Origin of the sequence: Streptomyces sp. NPDC102462 (assembly GCF_044765425.1) — a bacterium.
Lineage (GTDB): Bacteria > Actinomycetota > Actinomycetes > Streptomycetales > Streptomycetaceae > Streptomyces.
The window spans coordinates 309,459-324,467 of the sequence record NZ_JBIWKB010000001.1 but is presented as its reverse complement, the minus strand read 5'-3'; the positions used below and the strand labels follow the sequence as shown (position 1 = coordinate 324,467).

At 72.2% G+C, this 15,009-nt stretch carries 10 protein-coding genes and 2 pseudogenes; 1 reads left to right on the top strand and 11 read right to left on the bottom strand.

Features of this window, described 5'->3' with window-relative positions; all coding sequences use genetic code 11:
* Positions 1 to 93: 93 nt before the first annotated feature.
* The 10 genes and pseudogenes from ACIRFL_RS01430 to ACIRFL_RS01385 all read right to left on the bottom strand — a co-directional run bounded on the left by ACIRFL_RS01430 (position 94) and on the right by ACIRFL_RS01385 (position 11,836).
* A complete protein-coding gene (locus ACIRFL_RS01430) occupies positions 94 to 1,029 on the bottom strand; it encodes a universal stress protein (RefSeq protein WP_404022960.1) in 936 nt (311 codons plus the stop codon).
* Between the two features lie 75 nt (positions 1,030 to 1,104).
* A pseudogene (locus tag ACIRFL_RS01425) lies at positions 1,105 to 2,011 on the bottom strand (universal stress protein).
* A 155-nt stretch (positions 2,012 to 2,166) separates the two neighbouring features.
* Complete coding sequence (locus tag ACIRFL_RS01420) at positions 2,167 to 2,787, bottom strand: hypothetical protein (RefSeq protein WP_404022959.1); 621 nt, start codon at positions 2,785 to 2,787, stop codon at positions 2,167 to 2,169.
* A gap of 379 nt (positions 2,788 to 3,166) precedes the next feature.
* Positions 3,167 to 3,916, bottom strand: coding sequence for a pyruvate formate-lyase-activating protein (gene pflA, locus ACIRFL_RS01415; protein ID WP_404022958.1), 750 nt, complete (start codon positions 3,914 to 3,916; stop codon positions 3,167 to 3,169).
* On the bottom strand, positions 3,913 to 6,174 hold the full coding sequence (gene pflB / locus ACIRFL_RS01410) for a formate C-acetyltransferase (protein ID WP_404022957.1): 2,262 nt from the start codon (positions 6,172 to 6,174) through the stop codon (positions 3,913 to 3,915). Before pflB ends, pflA begins: the two co-directional genes overlap by 4 nt.
* Positions 6,175 to 6,348: 174 nt before the next feature.
* Entirely contained in the window at positions 6,349 to 6,789 is a 441-nt protein-coding gene (locus ACIRFL_RS01405; RefSeq protein ID WP_404022956.1) for a pyridoxamine 5'-phosphate oxidase family protein, read from the bottom strand.
* Between the two features lie 261 nt (positions 6,790 to 7,050).
* Positions 7,051 to 8,058, bottom strand: coding sequence for an XdhC family protein (locus ACIRFL_RS01400; protein ID WP_404022955.1), 1,008 nt, complete (start codon positions 8,056 to 8,058; stop codon positions 7,051 to 7,053).
* 20 nt (positions 8,059 to 8,078) lie between these two features.
* On the bottom strand, positions 8,079 to 10,268 hold the full coding sequence (locus ACIRFL_RS01395; protein ID WP_404022953.1) for a xanthine dehydrogenase family protein molybdopterin-binding subunit: 2,190 nt from the start codon (positions 10,266 to 10,268) through the stop codon (positions 8,079 to 8,081).
* A 39-nt stretch (positions 10,269 to 10,307) separates the two neighbouring features.
* Positions 10,308 to 11,297: pseudogene (locus tag ACIRFL_RS01390) on the bottom strand (FAD binding domain-containing protein).
* Positions 11,294 to 11,836, bottom strand: a complete 543-nt coding sequence (locus ACIRFL_RS01385; protein ID WP_404022952.1) for a (2Fe-2S)-binding protein — start codon at positions 11,834 to 11,836, stop codon at positions 11,294 to 11,296. Before ACIRFL_RS01385 ends, ACIRFL_RS01390 begins: the two are co-directional and overlap by 4 nt.
* Positions 11,837 to 12,024: 188 nt before the next feature.
* Between ACIRFL_RS01385 and ACIRFL_RS01380 the strand changes: the two genes are divergently transcribed.
* Positions 12,025 to 12,915, top strand: a complete 891-nt coding sequence (locus ACIRFL_RS01380) for an AraC family transcriptional regulator N-terminal domain-containing protein (protein WP_404022950.1) — start codon at positions 12,025 to 12,027, stop codon at positions 12,913 to 12,915.
* 133 nt (positions 12,916 to 13,048) lie between these two features.
* On the opposite strand, the gene ACIRFL_RS01375 is transcribed toward ACIRFL_RS01380, so the two are convergent.
* On the bottom strand, positions 13,049 to 14,791 hold the full coding sequence (locus tag ACIRFL_RS01375; protein WP_404022948.1) for a pyruvate dehydrogenase: 1,743 nt from the start codon (positions 14,789 to 14,791) through the stop codon (positions 13,049 to 13,051).
* Positions 14,792 to 15,009 lie beyond the last annotated feature (218 nt).

The following is a 15,009-nucleotide window of genomic DNA, read 5'->3' as shown; positions in this document are numbered from 1 at the left end:
GGCCGCGACGCGGACCGATGGGCCCGGGGACGGTGCCCCGCCGGCCCTGGCTCCGGGCCACGGAGCCGGTGTGCTCGGCCGTGACGGGTACGCTCAGCGGTGCGGGACGACGGCCACGGGGCACCTCACGTGATGGACCACGGCGTGGGTGACGGGCCCCGTGCGCACCCGCACCGGCCGGTCGGCGAGGTAGCGGCCCACCACGAGCAGGCTCGCCCCGGAGGCGGCCCGCACCAGCGCGGTCGACGCCTTCTCCCGTACGACCGTCTCCAGGACCTCGACCTCGGGGTACTTGTCCCGCCACACCTGGAGCACGGCGGACAGGAAACCCCGCCACTCCTGCGCCCGGTACGGGTCGTTCACCAGGGCGATGTCGCCGGGGCCGAGGCCCAGCGCGGACGGTGGCTGCCAGGCGTGCACGACACGCAGCCGGGCCTGTCGCAGCCTCGCCGCCTCGAAGGCGAACTCGATCACCTCGTCGCACGGATCCGCGACGTCGAGTCCGAGGACCACGTCCCGGGTGCCGGTACGGGCCGAGGGGCCGCCGTCCGCCGCCGGAACGTGTCCGTCCTCGGCGTCCTCGCCCACCCGGACCAGGACGACGGGCGTGGTGGCCCGCGCCACCACGCCCAGGGCGACCGAGCCCACCAGGAATCCGGTGACACCGCCCAGGCCGCGCGAGCCAAGGACCAGCACCGCGGCCTGCTCGCCGGCCTTCAGCAGGGCCGCGGTCGCCGGACCCTCGACGGGCTCGCCGGTGACGCGGACACCGGGGACGGCGCGCAGCACCCGCTGCTCCGCCTCACGAAGGGCGCGCCGGCCCAGGTGCCGCTCGGCGGCGGGCGCGCCTGCCTCCTCGCGCGCGGCCGGCCGCTCGGGGAAGGACCCGCCGCCGCGGCGGGGGTGCCGGTTCCCGGCGTGCACCAGTCGCAGCGGCCGGCCGCGGCGCTCGGCCTCGCGGGCGGCCCACTCGGCGGCGTCAAGACTCTCGGCCGATCCATTGACTCCGGCGATGACGGGCCCGTGCATGGTGCCCACCTCCTGTATGGCGTCTGCTCGTTGGTGCCGCCGTCCGGCGGCTGCGGACGGCGGCCGGTCGGCGTGTCAGTGGTGCGCGACGACGGCGACGGGTGCGGTGACGTGGTGCAGGACGGCATGGGTGACGGTGCCGATGCGGGCGCCGAGCGGGGAGCGGCGGGCACGGCGGCCCACGACGACCAGCGAGGCCCCGCGGGAGGCGTCGATCAGCAGGGTCGAGGGGCTGCCGAAGCGGGACTCCTCGACCACCTCCGTGTCCGGGGAACTTCTGGCGCCACGGGCGCAGCACCTCGGTCAGGGCGGCCGCGTCGCCCTCGGCCAGCGACTGCTGGACTCCGGGATCCAGGGTCATGCCGTAGGCGAAGTAGGGCGGCGGGTTCCAGCCGTGCACGACCCGCAGCGGCGCCCCGCGGCGCGCGGCGGCCTCGAAGGCGAACCGGATCAGCGCCTCATCGGGGCTGTTGACGTCGAGTCCGAGGACGACGGACCGGAAGGGGGTCGTGGTGGACGGGGCGCCGGCCGGGTCCTTCTCGTGCTCGTCGGTGGCCTGCTCACCGGCGCGGACCACGACGACGGGACGCTCGGCGTGTGCGATCACGGCCAGCCCGACCGAGCCGACCAGGAAGCCGCCGAACCCGCTCAGCCCGCGGGAGCCGAGGACGAGCAGTTCTGTGTCCTTCGCCGTCCGGGCCAGGATCTCGGCGGGCCGTCCGGTGACATGCTCGGTGATCACCTCAAGGCCGGGGTGGCGCAGCCGCAGGCCCTCTGCGGACTCCCGGGGAATGCGCTCGGTCCAGTGCTGCTGGGTCTCGGCACCGAGCAGCGGTGCCTGCGCCATGGGCGCGGGTACCGGCTCCCAGACCTGGACCAGCTTGACGGGCAGTGCGCGCAGTTCCGCCTCGCGGGCCGCCCAGGCCGCGGCGGCACGGCTCCCGGGCGATCCGTCGAGGCCCACGGTGATGGTGCGGGGCATGATCTCCACCTCCTGCACCGGGTACCGCCGGTACCCGGTTGCGGCATCGTGTTCGGGGGTCTTTCGCGGCAGGGGCCGCTGGTCCTCGGGGCGGGCGACGGGCTCCGCGCACCGGCCTGCGGGGCGTCCCCGGGCGGGTCCGTCCCGGTGTGCGGTCAGCGCAGCCAGGCGCGGTCGCGGACGGCGGGGAGCTTCGCCCACAGGCGGCCCAGGCCCCAGGTGGTGCCCGCGCCCGCGGCCGCCACGGCGATCAGGGCCACCGCATAGATCACGTGGTAGTCGACGAACGGGTTCGCCGACATGGTCGGCGTCCCGTCCGACAGATGCCTGGCCGGCGGCCACTCGGCGATCCACATCAGCGCCATCATCGCGGTACCCGCCACCGCGGCCGGCCGCAGCGCCACACCGGCCATGACGGCCGCGCCGACGCCGAGCAGACCGAGCATGAACGACCAGTCAGCCCAGCCGGCACCGGCCCACGAGTGGAACGCGGACGCCATGGGCCCCGCGGCGACGGAGCTGAGGAAGCCCTTCGTCGGGGACCCGCCGTCGATCCAGCCCTTGCCGGACGCCGTGGCGTAACCGAGGCCGAAGGTCTTGTCGAGGAACGCCCACAGGAAGACGAACCCGGTCAGCAGGCGCAGGGACGCGAGGGCGCGGGCGGGCGCGGTCCGGGTGCCGAGGCGCGACGACACGGCGACCGCGGAGCCGGTCCGGTGTCTGCGCAGGGACAGATGGATGCCCGGGGTTCGGTGAGAGTGTTCGTGCACGGCCATGGCTGTGATCCCTTCGGGGACGGTCAGGTCGTGATTCCCTGACGCCTCTCACTCTCGTCCGGTGCGCGGGGATGTGCCGGATGCCGAAGGGCTTTGTCAGTGGGGCTGAACGTCCCTGTCCGCCGGGCCCGTTGGCCGGGAGCCCCCTTTTTTCGTCAACTCCGGCCTTCTCCCCGGGACATGGCGTACGAGGTCACGGGATCCCACCGGAGGGACGTCGCGGCGCTCGGCCTCCCGGGCGGCCCAGTCGGCGGCGGCGCAACCGCCGGGTGAGCCGTCCATGCCGACGGCGATGCTGCGGACCATGCTGGGCCTCCTGCTCGACTGCGCGCGGACGACCGGCACCGACGACCGGCTCGGATGCGGCGTGCCGCTTCGCTCACAGCGCCCGCAGCCCGTGCTCCCGCAGTTGTTCGCGCACCCGTTCCGTCAGCTCGGGGGCCGGGACGGGGGTGTCGCGCAGCGGGAAGTCGATGCCGAGGGCGTCGTACTTGTGGGCGCCGAGCTTGTGGAACGGCAGCACGTCCACCCGGTCGACGTTGCCCAGCCCGGCCAGGAAGGCGCCGAGGCCGTCGACGGCGGACGGGTCGTCCGTCCAGCCGGGGACGAGGACGTAGCGGATGTGCACGGGGACACCCAGCCGGTCCAGGCGGGCGGCGAAGCCGAGTGTCGGGGCCAGCCGGCCACCGGTGAGCCTGCGGTAGGCGGCGATGCCGAAGGACTTGATGTCCAGCAGTACCAGGTCGACGTCGGCCAGGAGGTCGTCGCGGGCACGAGTGCCGAGGAACCCGGAGGTGTCCAGGGCCGTGTGCAGTCCGGCCTCCTTGCAGCGTCGCAGCAGGGACCCGGTGAAGGCCGGCTGGAGCAGCGGCTCACCGCCGGTGACCGTCACCCCTCCCCCGGCCGCGGTCACGAAGCCCCGGTACTTCTCGATCTGCGTCATCACCTCGTCGACCGAGGTCTTCCGCCCGTCCCGCAGGCGCCAGGTGTCGGGGTTGGCGCAGTAGAGGCAGCGCAACGGGCAGCCGCTGACGAACAGGACGAACCGGGTCCCGGGACCGTCCACGCCGGTGGACAGGTCCCAGGAGTGGATCCGGCCGGTCGTCGTCCGCGCCGGCGTGGCGTTCACCGCGACCCGTGGAACGTCCGGCTGATCACGTCGAGTTGCTGCTCGCGCGTCAGCCGGACGAAGTTGACCGCGTATCCGGAGACCCGGATGGTCAGCTCCGGGTACTTCTCCGGGTGTTCCATGGCGTCCTCGAGCATCGCCCGGTCCAGCACGTTGACGTTCATGTGGAAGCCACCGGAGTTCATGTACCCGTCGAGGATGCCGACCAGGTTGCCCGCGCGTTCCGAGGGGTTGTGCCCCAGTCCCTCCGGGGTGACGGTCGTGGTCAGGGAGATCCCGTCGGACGCCTGCTCGTACGGCAGCTTCGCCACCGACAGGGCCGACGCGACGACCCCGTGCCGGTCCCGGCCGTTCATCGGGTTCGCACCGGGCGCGAAGGGCTGTCCGGCGCGGCGGCCGTCAGGGGTGTTGCCGGTGCGCTTGCCGTAGACCACGTTGGAGGTGATGGTCAGCACGGACTGGGTGTGCTCGGCGTCCCGGTGGGTGGGGTGCTCGCGCACCTTGGCCATGAAAGATCCCACCAGGTCGACGGCGATGCCGTCGGCGCGGTCGTCGTTGTTGCCGTACGCCGGGTACTCGCCCTCGACCTCGTAGTCCACGGCCAGCCCGGTGTCGTCCCGGATCACCTTCACCCGGGCGTACTTGACGGCCGACAGGCTGTCCACGGCGACCGAAAGGCCGGCGATGCCGCAGGCCATGTAGCGGTGCACGGGATGGTTGTGCAGGGCCATCTCGATCCGCTCGTAGGCGTACTTGTCGTGCATGTAGTGGATGACGTTGAGGGTGTTGACATAGGTCTGCGCCAGCCAGTCCAGCATCCGGTCGTACGCGGCCGACAGTTCCTCGTGGTCCAGGTACTGTCCGGTCAGGGCGGGCATCTCGGGTGCGACCTGTTCACCGGTCATCTCGTCCCGGCCGCCGTTGATCGCGTACAGCAGTGCCTTGGCGAGGTTGACGCGGGCGCCGAAGAACTGCATCTGCCTGCCCACCGCCATCGCGGAGACGCAGCAGGCGATCGCGGTGTCGTCGCCGGTGCGGGGGCGCATCAGGTCGTCCGACTCGTACTGAATGGAACTGGTGTCGACGGAGACCTGGGCGCAGAACTCCTTGAACGCTTCGGGCAGTCGGGGCGACCACAGCACCGTGAGATTCGGCTCCGGGGCGGGCCCGAGGTTGTAGAGGGTCTGCAGGAAACGGAAGGAGCTGCGGGTGACGAGGGTGCGGCCGTCGGTGCCGATGCCGCCGATGGACTCCGTCACCCAGGTCGGGTCGCCGGAGAACAGCGCGTCGTACTCGGGGGTGCGCAGGAAACGCACGATCCGCAGCTTGATGACGAAGTCGTCGATCAGCTCCTGCGCCCGCGTCTCGTCGATGCGCCCCTCGGCCAGGTCGCGCTGGAGGTAGACGTCCAGGAAGGTGGAGGTGCGGCCGAGGGACATCGCGGCGCCGTTCTGCTCCTTCACCGCGGCCAGGAAGCCGAGGTAGATCCACTGCACCGCTTCCCGCGCGGTGGACGCGGGGCGGGTGACGTCGCAGCCGTAGGAGGCGGCCATCCGTGTCAGCTCGCCCAACGCACGGATCTGCTCGGCCAGTTCCTCGCGGTCGCGGATGACGTACGGGGTGGAGGGCCGGTCGTCCAGCAGGGCACGCTCGGCCCGCTTGGCCTCGGTGAGCCGGTCGGTGCCGTAGAGCGCCACCCGCCGGTAGTCGCCGATGATCCGGCCGCGGCCGTAGGCGTCCGGCAGCCCGGTGATGATCCCGGCCTTGCGTGCGGCCCGCATCTCGGGTGTGTAGGCGTCGAAGACGCCGTCGTTGTGTGTTTTGCGGTAGGTACCGAAGACCGTGGTCACGAACGGGTCGGGCGCGTAGCCGTAGGCCCTCAGGCCGTTCTCGACCATCCGGAGTCCGCCGGCCGGCATGATCGCCCGCTTCAGCGGGGCGTCGGTCTGCAGCCCGACGATCAGCTCACGCTCCCGGTCGACGTAGCCCGGGCCGTGCGAGGTGATCGTGGAAGGGACGGCGGTGTCCACGTCGAGGACGCCCCTGCGCCGTTCCTCGGGGAACAGGGCGCTGACCTTCTGCCAGACGGCGCGCGTGCGTTCGGTCGGGCCGGCCAGGAACTCCGGACCACCCTCGTACGGCGTGTAGTTGGCCTGGATGAAGTCGCGTACGTCGATCCGGTCGCGCCAGCGCCGGCCGACGAATCCGCGCCATGCCTCGGCGGGCACCTCCACGTCCGGACGGGTTGCCACGGTCATCACTGCCTCCGCATCGTTCATGACACCGCTCCCGGTGGATACCGTGGGCGGCTCCGCTGACGATGTTCGTCGCCGCCCGCCGCCCGCGGCAGGGCCCGCGGGAACCTGTCCGCGTGCCGTACGGCCCCTCGTCACAGGGCCGTTCGGTCCAGGGCAGGGGGCAGGGGCCGCCGTTCAGGCCGACACGTGCAGGCCGTGGGTCGCGCGCCCGCCGACGAGTTCACACCCGGTGACCAGGTCGGGCCCGACACGCACGAAGACCTCCTCGGGTGAGGGAGCCCAGGAGCGCAGGCCGGTCCGTGCCAGCCGCTCGAGTTCCACCCGGTCGGTCACGACGGCCGCCCGGCCGGTCACGACGACGCTCCATCCGGAGCGTGCGTCGACGTCAACGGCGTCCGCCTCGAAGGCGACGACCTCGCCGTCGACGGCGCGCACCAGGTCCGAGGCCGCGGAGGTGCGCAGCAGCACCGCCCCGTCGCCGTCCAGGCGGAACGTGACCGGCGACACCGCGGGCAGGGCGTGGCGCGTGAACACGATACGGCCGACCTGTGCCGTGGCCAGCAGGCGCAGGCACTCCTGTCGGCCGAGTTCACGCAAGGCATCGTTCGCATCCATGAGTCGGCCCGCCCTTCGGCCGGTGGAGGGGGATCGCGCTCCATGCTGAGCCCGCCGCCGGGTGCGTGTGAGGGACCGCATGTCCCGCCCCCACCGGAGAGCGGCCCGCAGAAGCGGGGCGTCCGAGGGCCCCGGTCGGCCCTCCGCTTTCCCCGACGTGCCCGCTTCCTCCCGTCGCGGCCTCCTCCGGGCCGGCGGCGCTCTGTCCTTCGCCGGCGGCTTCCGTCCCTTCGCGGCGCACGCCGCACCACCTCGGCCGGCTCAGACGGACGTGGCCTTCGTCCCGGAGGACGTGGCGTGGATCGGCAGGGCGCCGTCGCGGAGCCGGTTGCCGCCGCGGCCGTTCTCCACGGCGACCAGTTCGGCGAGCACGGACAGGGCCGTCTCGGCGGGTGAGACTCCTCCGAGGTCGAGGCCGGCGGGGCCGGACAGCCGGTCGATCCCCGGGGTGCCGGCCAGGCGTCGCAGGCGTCGGGCGTGGGTGGCCCGGCTGCCCAGCACGGCGATGTGCCCTGCGTCGGCGGCGAGTGCGGCGCGGATGGCGGGGTCGTCGATGCGTGGGTCATGGCTGAGGATCACCACGGCGTCGCGGGTGCGAAGGCCGTGGCGGCCGATCCATTCGTCGGGCCAGGCACGGACGATGGTGGCGCTTTTCGGGAAGGCTCCGGATGTGATGTGCCGGGGCCGTGGGTCGAGGACGACGACGCTGCGGTGCAGCGGCTCGGCCATGACCGCCACGGCCGCGGCGAGGTCCGTGGCGCCGACGAGCACGAGCCGCCGGCGGCGTGGCAGCACCTCGGTGAAGCCCGGTCCGCCGCCGTGCAGTTGGCGGGTGCCGGGCGCGACGGACCATGCGTAGGGGGGTTCCAGGCCGACTCGGACCGCCAGCGGACGGTCGTCGGCGAGCGCCGCGGTGATCGCGGAATGGACCGGATCGGCCGGCGCGGGGGTCATCAGCACCCGTAGTTCGCCTGCGCACGCGGGTGTCTCCTCCCAGGGCAGAAGGTGTTCCCCGGGCGTCAGGGACATCAGGTGCGGCCCGGCGCCGTCGAGTACGCGGCGGGCCGCGTCGAGGATGCCCCCTTCGACGCAGCCTCCGGACAGGGAGCCCCGCCATGTGCCGTCGGCGGCCACGGCCATGGTGGCGCCCAGAGGCCGGGAGCCGGGGCCGTCGCGGCCCACCAGGCGGGCCAGGGCGACGGGCCGGCCGCAGCGGTGGTGCGCGTCGACGAACGGCCAGACCTCACCCAGCACGGTGCCCCTCCTCACGGTCGGACGATCGACGCGGTTCACCCGGCGGGCTCATGGCACCGGTTCGGCGGGTGTGCTTCGAGTACGCGGTCCAGTCGGATCGGGAGTGTCCGCTGCCGGCGCCCGGTGGCGTGCCAGACGGCGTTCGCGATCGCGGCGGCCGTACTGACGGTGCCGATTTCACCGAGACCCTTGATGCCCGAGGGGTCGCCGGGTTCGTAGTCGGGTACGAAGTCGGCCTCGATGTCCGGTACATCGGCGTGAGCGGCGATGTGGTAGCCGGCCAGGTCGGTGTTGACGTGACGGCCGGTGGCCCGGTCACGGACGCCTTCCTCGTGCAGGGCCATCGACAGGCCCATGATCATGCCGCCGGCCAGCTGACTGCGTGCGAGCAGCGGGTTGATCACGCGGCCCACGGCGAACATGCCGAGAAGGCGCCGCACACGCACCTCGCCGGTCGCCGGATCGACGGTGACCTTGCCGAACACGGCGCTGTAGGAGTGGCGTTCCATGAGGGGCAGCCGGCCGAGGGATTCCGTGGTGTCGCAGGAGACGGTCAGCGGCAGCGCGGCGCCGCCCGGGCGGGAGCGCAGCTGTGCCGCGGCCTCGGTGATCGCCCAGGACCAGGAGGTCGTGCCCCGGGAGCCGCCGGCGCCCCAGGCGGGGCCGAGGTCGCTGTCCGCGATCAGCAGCCGTATCCGCTCGGGAGGTACCCGCAGTGCGTCGGCGGCGACCGCGGTCAGCGCGGTGCGCGCGCCCGTGCCGATGTCACTGGCGCCGACGGCGACCGTGAAGGTTCCGTCGGTCTCGGCGGTGATCGACGCCGTCGAGGGCAGCGCTCCCGCTCCGAAGGAGGCGACCGCCGTTCCGGTGCCGACGAGCAGGTGTCCCTCCTTTCTCCTGCGCGGCCGGTGGTCGCGTGCGGCCCAGCCGAACCGGCGGGCGCCCTCGGTCAGGCACGCGATGAGATTGCGGCGGCTGAAGGGCAGCCCGGAGACGGGGCCGACGGAGGGCTCGTTGCGCAGCCGGAGTTCCAGGGGGTCCATCCGCAATCGCTCCGCCACCTCGTCCATGGCGGATTCCAGCGCGAAGGAACCGGGGGTCGCGCCGGGTCCGCGCACCGAGAACGGCGGCAGGATGTCGACCGGGACCGCGGTGCGGCGGGTACGGATCGCCCGTGCCGCGTAGAGCGTGTTGGTCAGTTCGGTGCAGTTCTCCAGGTAGTCCGCGATTCTGGAGACCTCGAAGGCCGCTGTGTGGTCGATGGCGCGCAGCCGGCCGTCGGCATCGGCCCCGATGCGTACACGCTGGTCGGTGGCGGGCCGCATGGAGACCGTCTGGAACACCTGGTTCCGGGTCAGGGTGACCCGTACGGGACGGTCGAGTACGGTCGCGGCCATCACCGCCAGGACCAGTTGGGGGCCGCACGCTCCTGATTTGGACCCGAAGCCGCCGCCGACATGCGCGGAGCGGACGCGTACGTGCTTCGGTTCGAGCCGGAACAACGTGGCCACGGTCATGGCCACCATGAAGGGCCCCTGGTTGGAGTCGATGATCTGCAGGCGTCCGTCCTGCCACCAGGCGGTCGCGGTGTGCGGCTCCATGGCGGCGCCGTGCACCTCGGGGGTGACGTAGCGCTCGTCGACGACCACGGTGCTCGCGGCCAGTTCCGTGTCCACGTCGCCGACGGTGGCGTCTTCGCCGAAGAACGATGTCGCCGGCCGGGCGTCCGGGTGTTCGAGGCGGAAGTCGACGTCGTACGGTTCCTCGTCGTACGTCACCCGCAGCGCCATGCCCGCCGCGCGGGCCTGCTCGGGTGTCTCGGCCACCACCAGGGCGATCGGCCGGCCGGAGTGGGGTATCTCGTCGCTCTGCAGCAGGTGGAGGCCGCCGTCGGGTCCGAAGAACGGTCCGGCCTCCAGGTCGAGCCGGGGCGCGTTGCGATGGTCGATCACGCCCAGGACTCCGGGCATGGCCAGCGCGGTGGAGGTGTCGATCTCGCGGATGCGTCCGCGGGTCACCGTGGAGGTGACGACCCAGCCGTGCGCCAGGTCGCTCGCCGGTTCGTCCGCGGCGTACCGCACCGCGCCGGTGACCTTGGCCGTTCCCTCCAAACGGGGCCGCGCCGTGCCGACGGCTCCCGGAGGCGGCTCGCTCGTGGTGGCCGTGTGAGCGGGGGCCGGGTGCCCGGCCGGTGCCGGGGACGGACCGGTCGAGGAGGCGGTCATGTGGTGATCTCCTTCAGGACGTGTGAGGGGACCCGTCCGTCACTCGGCCCGGTGGGCGAGTTCGGTCAGGACGGCCTCGATGAGGTTGCGGGCGAGCGTGACCTTGTACGCGTTGTCGCGCAGCGGCCGTGCGGCGGCCAGTTCGGCTTCCGCGGCGGCACCGAACCGGTCGGCGGTAGCGGGGGCGTCCCGCAGGGCGGACTCGGCGGTGCGGGCGCGCCAGGGCCGTGCGGCGAGGCCGCCGAGCGCGATCCGTACGTCGCGTACCCGGCCGTCCTCGACGTCCAGGGCGGCTGCGACGGACACGGTGGCGAAGGCGTAGGACGCACGCTCGCGGACCTTGCGATAGCACGATCGCGGACGTGCCGCAGCGGCCGGGAGACAGACCTCGGTGATCAGGGCGCCCGGGGGCAGCACCGTCTCCTGCTGCGGGGTCTCGCCGACCGGCAGGTAGAACGCGGACAGCGGGATCTCGTGCCTGCCGTCCAGGGTCTCGTAGTGCACGACAGCGTCGAACGCGGTCAGGGCCACGGTCATGTCCGAGGGATGGGTGGCCACGCAGTGCTCGGACCAGCCGAGGACGGCATGGTTGTGGTGCTCTCCGGTGAGCGCGGAGCAGCCGCTGCCGGGCTCGCGTTTGTTGCACGGCTGCGAGGGGTCGGCGAAGTAGCCGCACCGGGTCCGCTGCAGCAGGTTGCCGCCCACCGTGGCCATGTTGCGCAGTTACCCCGAGGCGCCCGCGAGCACGGCCTGGCTGAGCGCCGGATACCGGCGGCGCACCTCGGGGTGGGCCGCCAGGTCGCTGTTGGTCGTCGTCGCGCCGATGACGAGCCCGCCGTCGGGCGCCTCACGGACACCGTCCAGCGGCAGCCGGCGCACGTCCACCAGCCGGGTGGGCGTCTCGATGCCGTCCTTCATCAGGTCGACTAGATTGGTGCCGCCGCCGAGGAACCGGGCGCCGTCCTCGCCGGCGACCAGGGTCAGCGCCTCCCGGACCTCGCTGGGCCGCCGGTAGCCGAACTCCTTCATCCCGCCGCCTCCGCCCGGGACGCGGTCTCCAGCACGGCGCGCACGATCGACGGATACGCGCCGCAGCGGCACAGGTTGCCGCTCAGGCGCTCGCGCACCTCTTCGGCGTCCAGTTCCGGTGCCGGCCCCTCGGGTGAGACGTCGGCGGTGACCGCGCTGGGCCAGCCCGCCGCGTGCTCGGCGAGCATCCCGACCGCGGAGCAGAGCTGCCCGGGCGTGCAGTAGCCGCACTGGAAACCGTCGAGCTGCACGAACGACCGCTGCAGCGGGCGCAGTTCACCGTCCTGTGCCAGTCCCTCGACGGTCGTGACGTCCGAACCGTCGGCGGCGACCGCGAGCGTCAGGCACGACACGATGCGCCGGCCGTCCAGGAGCACCGTGCAGGCGCCGCACTGGCCGCGGTCGCAGCCCTTCTTCGGTCCTGTGTGGCCCGTGTCCTCGCGGAGCACGTCGAGGAGTGTGCGTCGGTGGTCGACGGTCAGACGGTGTGCCAGGCCGTTGACGCGAAGAAGTATCCCGCTGCGGGTTCCGTCCGTCATACCGCTTGCCCCTCCTCAATTCCGTGCCTTGACACAAAGCGTTGTCAAAGACTTCGGACATTCAATCAGCCCGCCCGGGGAACCGCTTTGCCCAATAGCGGCGAATCCTTGCACGATCCTCTCCGCGTCTCGCGCTGACCGGAAAGCATTACTGGACCGGTCGTCGCCCGCGGTGTTCTAATCGGCGCATGCTGCTCGACGAACTGCGGACCCTGCTGGCACGTCATGCCCGAGCCGACGGAACGACCGCCGTCGAGCACGTGCGGATCGGCCGCGAGGAGTCGCAGGCGCCCCATGCGTCCATGACCGGAACGGTCATGGCGTTGATCGCCCAGGGTGCCAAACAGCTCGCCCTGGGCGATCACGTGTACGAGTACCGTGCGGGCCAGTATCTGGTCGCATCCGTCGACCTGCCGGTCACCGGCCACTTCGTCCAGGCCACCGCCGAGCGGCCGGCTCTGGGCCTCGGTCTGCTGCTCCAGCCGTCGGACATCGCCGAGTTGATGGTCCAGTCCGCTCCCGACAGCTTTGCGCACCACGACACCGCGCTCCCGGCCCTCGCCGTCAGCGACGCCGGCGACGACCTGCTCGGCGCCGCCGTGCGACTGCTGCGCCTGCTCGACCGGCCGCGGGACAGGGACGTACTCGCCCCCCTCGTCAAGAAGGAGATCCTGTGGCACCTCATCACCGGCGAGCAGGGCGCGACGGTCCGCCAGATCGGGCTCGCCGACAGCAAACTCTCCCACATCGCACAAGCCGTGCAGTGGATTCGGGAGAATTACCGGGAGCCGTTCCGGGTGGATGACGTCGCGGACCTGATCGGAATGAGCACGTCCGCCTTCTACCGGAATTTCCAGGCCGTCACCGGGATGAGTCCCATTCAGTTCCAGAAGAAGATAAGACTCCATGAGGCCCGGCTGCTCCTGATGGCACATCCCAAAGACATCGCCCATATCGGATACCTGGTGGGATACGACAGCGCGTCCCAGTTCAGCCGGGAGTACCGGCGCCTGTTCGGCGTGCCGCCCAGTCAGGACGCCGTCAGATGCGTCGCACGGGCGCCCGGCCCAAGGAACTGACCGTCCGGAACACACGGCCTCGGACGGCCCGGACGGAGCACACCAGGGCGGGAGGCCCGGTTCGCCGGGGACGGGGAATACGGCGGCGACCGCACAGGCCGGCGCCGCGGCCTGCCGCACCCGGTGCCCGGGCTCAGGGGCGCGGAATGTTGCGCAGGTTGGCCCGCGCCAGATGGACGATGCGGCCCACCCCTCCGGTCAGGACCGTCCGGCTCGCGGACAGCGCGAAGCCGGTGAGCTGTTCGGTGGTGATCTTCGGCGGGACGGCGAGCGCGGCGGGGTCGGTGACGACGTCGATCAGCGCGGGTCCGTCATGGGCGAACGCCTCGCGCAGCGCGTCGCGTACCTCGGCGGGCCTCTCCACCCGGATGCCCAGCGCCCCGGCGGCCCTGGCGATGGCGGCGTAGTCGGTGTGCGGGTAGGTCGTGCCGTGCGGGGGCAGGCCGTCCACCATCATCTCCAGGTCGACCATGCCCAGGGAGGAGTTGTCGAAGACGACCACCTTCACCGGCAGCCCGTACTGGACGAGCGTGAGGAAGTCGCCCATCAGCATGGAGAAGCCGCCGTCGCCGGAGAGGGAGACGACCTGCCGGCCACGGTCCAGGAACTGCGCGCCGATCGCCTGGGGCAGCGCGTTGGCCATCGAACCGTGCACGAAGGAACCCAGGATGCGGCGGCGGCCGTTGGGGGTGAGATAGCGTGCCGCCCACACACAGCACATGCCGGTGTCGACGGTGAACACCGCGTCGTCGGCGGCTTCTTCGTCGATCACCGAGGCCACGTACTCGGGGTGGACCGGGGTGTGCTTGTCGACGTTGCGGGTGTAGGCGTGCACGGCGCCCTCGAGGGCGTGCGCGTGCCGCTCCAGCATGCGGTCGAGGAAGCGGCGCGAGGTCTTCTCGCGCACCGCGGGCGTGAGACAGCGCAGCGTCTCCCGGACGTCCCCCCAGACGGCCAGGTCGAGTGGGGTGCGCCGCCCCAGCCGCTCGGGCTGCACATCGACCTGGACCGTGCGCACATGGCGGGGCAGGAAGTCGGTGTACGGGAAGTCGGTGCCCAGCAGGAGCAGCAGATCGCACTCGTGCATGGCCTCGTACGCGGATCCGTAGCCGAGCAGTCCGGACATGCCGACGTCGTAGGGGTTGTCGTACTGGATGTGCTCCTTGCCGCGCAGGGCGTGGCCGACCGGGGCCTTCACCTTCTCGGCGAAGGCCATGACCTCGGCGTGGGCGCCTGCGACGCCCCGGCCGCAGAACACCATGACGCGTTCGGCGCCGTCCACCAGGTCCGTGAGCCGGGCGAGTTCCGTCTCGCTGGGGCGGATGGCGGGCAGGTCCAGGGGCATGGCGAGTTCGGGTGCCGCCTCCGGTGAGTCCTCGGCTGCGGTGTCGCCGGACAGGGCCACCACCGACACACCGCGCCGGCCCACGGCGTGCTGGATCGCCGTCTGCACCACACGCGGCATCTGGCGGGGCGAGGAGATCAGCTCCGAGTAGTGGCTGCACTCGGCGAACAACCGGTCGGGGTGGGTCTCCTGGAAGTAGCCGGTGCCGATCTCGCCGCTGGGTATGTGGGCGGCCAGGGCGAGGACGGGTGCCATCGAACGGTGGGCGTCGTACAGGCCGTTGATCAGGTGCAGGTTGCCGGGGCCGCAGGAGCCCGCGCAGGCCGCGAGCCGGCCGGTGAGCTGGGCCTCCGCGCCGGCGGCGAACGCCGCGGCCTCCTCGTGGCGCACCTGGATCCACTCGACGTCGTCGTGCCGTCTGACCGCGTCGACGACGGGGTTGAGGCTGTCCCCGACCACCCCGTACATACGGCGCACACCCGCACGCGCCATCAGGTCGACGTACTGCTCGGCGATGGTCTGCCTGGCCATGGAACTCCTCGGATCTCCGCATGACGGCGCGCGCCGGCCGGTGAGGGCACACCGGGGGCCGCCGCGCGACTCGGTCACGTTAACGAGCGGGGGGCGGCCCACTTGACCGTCCGTGCACGGGATCCGGTTCCGGAGCGACCTCGTGGGCGGTGCGCTGACGGGCAGTCGGGTGTGCGCTCCCGGGCAACACGGCCCACGGTCCGGCCCCTAGCCTCGAC

What these genes read in the sequence shown, in the direction of transcription:
- ACIRFL_RS01375 (WP_404022948.1), bottom strand. Translation starts at nt 14,791, where the DNA reads ATGGCCAGGCAGACCATCGCCGAGCAGTACGTCGACCTGATGGCGCGT.
- ACIRFL_RS01420 (WP_404022959.1), bottom strand. Translation starts at nt 2,787, where the DNA reads ATGGCCGTGCACGAACACTCTCACCGAACCCCGGGCATCCATCTGTCC.
- ACIRFL_RS01430 (WP_404022960.1), bottom strand. Translation starts at nt 1,029, where the DNA reads ATGCACGGGCCCGTCATCGCCGGAGTCAATGGATCGGCCGAGAGTCTT.
- ACIRFL_RS01380 (WP_404022950.1), top strand. Translation starts at nt 12,025, where the DNA reads ATGCTGCTCGACGAACTGCGGACCCTGCTGGCACGTCATGCCCGAGCC.
- pflB (WP_404022957.1), bottom strand. Translation starts at nt 6,174, where the DNA reads ATGACCGTGGCAACCCGTCCGGACGTGGAGGTGCCCGCCGAGGCATGG.
- ACIRFL_RS01385 (WP_404022952.1), bottom strand. Translation starts at nt 11,836, where the DNA reads ATGACGGACGGAACCCGCAGCGGGATACTTCTTCGCGTCAACGGCCTG.
- ACIRFL_RS01395 (WP_404022953.1), bottom strand. Translation starts at nt 10,268, where the DNA reads ATGACCGCCTCCTCGACCGGTCCGTCCCCGGCACCGGCCGGGCACCCG.
- ACIRFL_RS01405 (WP_404022956.1), bottom strand. Translation starts at nt 6,789, where the DNA reads ATGGATGCGAACGATGCCTTGCGTGAACTCGGCCGACAGGAGTGCCTG.